Genomic DNA, 1,001 nt, shown 5'->3' with positions numbered 1-1,001 from the left:
GCCTGCCGGGCGTAGGCCGTCGCGAAGGCGTAGGGGTCGGCGTTCACCACGCTTTCGTGACGGTGGGGCGAAGCCGGGGGGGCGGACGGTGCGGCAGTGATGCCGGCCTTTTTCTGGCGGGCCTCACGGGCACGCTCCAGCAGGGCCGTCAGGGTGTCTTTCAGGGAGGTCATGACAGCCCCCCGAAGTACATGTAACCCGTATAAAGTGTGGTATAGAGGCAGATGACCACCATCAGGCGGCTGGTGCGGTTCAGCGATTTGAAGAACGACAGGAGGCGTGACGGGAAATGCGCAACACGGATGAGCCGGGATTTTTTGAAATTAGTGACAGATGGTTCGATCTGACCGGGGACTTTTGGCTTTTCGCCTGCGTCATGGTGGCTCTTGGCCTCCTTGGGGAATACGTCTATGGCGGGATCTGGCAGATCCGCCTTGCGATGCTCGTCGCTTCGGTTGCCTTCGGGGTCTACGCTTTCTGGAAGTTGTTCCTGTGAGTGCAGTCCTTCAGACAGCTTGAGGCAGTGCCCGGAAAGCAGCCCTCCGAAAAATTGAAAGAAGAAAGCCCCACGACTGGCGAGCCAGTCCGGCATTCCCACGTTTGTGCCAGCAACGAAGGGGATCCAGATCAAGGCCGAGAAGAAAATCAGGGTGGTTGCAAACAGGATTTCATGGTCCTGAAGCAGGCGGCCTGTGACCCGATCCGTGGTTTCCGGTCTGCTGAAAACCCCGACCGTCAGCAGGCCCGCAGTCATCACCAGAGCCGCGTCAGGGCCGGAGATCAGCAGGATCATCAGGCCGCAGACAATCGGGCCGGTTTCCAGAACGTTCCTGACCGTTTTCAACGGCAGAATGAGGGTGGGTTTGGTGTCGTTCATGACCAGTCAAACCCCCGCGAATTGAAGGGTGGACTTGCCCGGAAAAAGTGGAGAGCGGACTTCTAAAATTTGTTAGGAGTTTGATCCATGAAGGACGCAAAGAAAACATTAGGTGGCCGTGGCC

The 1,001-nt window shown here is 58.0% G+C and carries 1 protein-coding gene; it reads right to left on the bottom strand.

Annotated features, from left to right (window positions below; genetic code table 11):
* Positions 1 to 169 precede the first annotated feature (169 nt).
* Entirely contained in the window at positions 170 to 877 is a 708-nt protein-coding gene (locus FHS48_RS19880) for a hypothetical protein (RefSeq protein WP_184266753.1), read from the bottom strand.
* Positions 878 to 1,001: the final 124 nt, after the last annotated feature.

Origin of the sequence: Novispirillum itersonii (assembly GCF_014205675.1) — a bacterium.
Lineage (GTDB): Bacteria > Pseudomonadota > Alphaproteobacteria > Rhodospirillales > Rhodospirillaceae > Novispirillum > Novispirillum itersonii_A.
The sequence above is the reverse complement of the archived record's forward strand: the minus strand, read 5'-3'. Positions and strand labels throughout refer to the sequence as shown.

Coding starts and splice junctions, on each gene's coding strand:
- FHS48_RS19880 (WP_184266753.1), bottom strand. CDS start 877: ATGAACGACACCAAACCCACCCTCATTCTGCCGTTGAAAACGGTCAGG.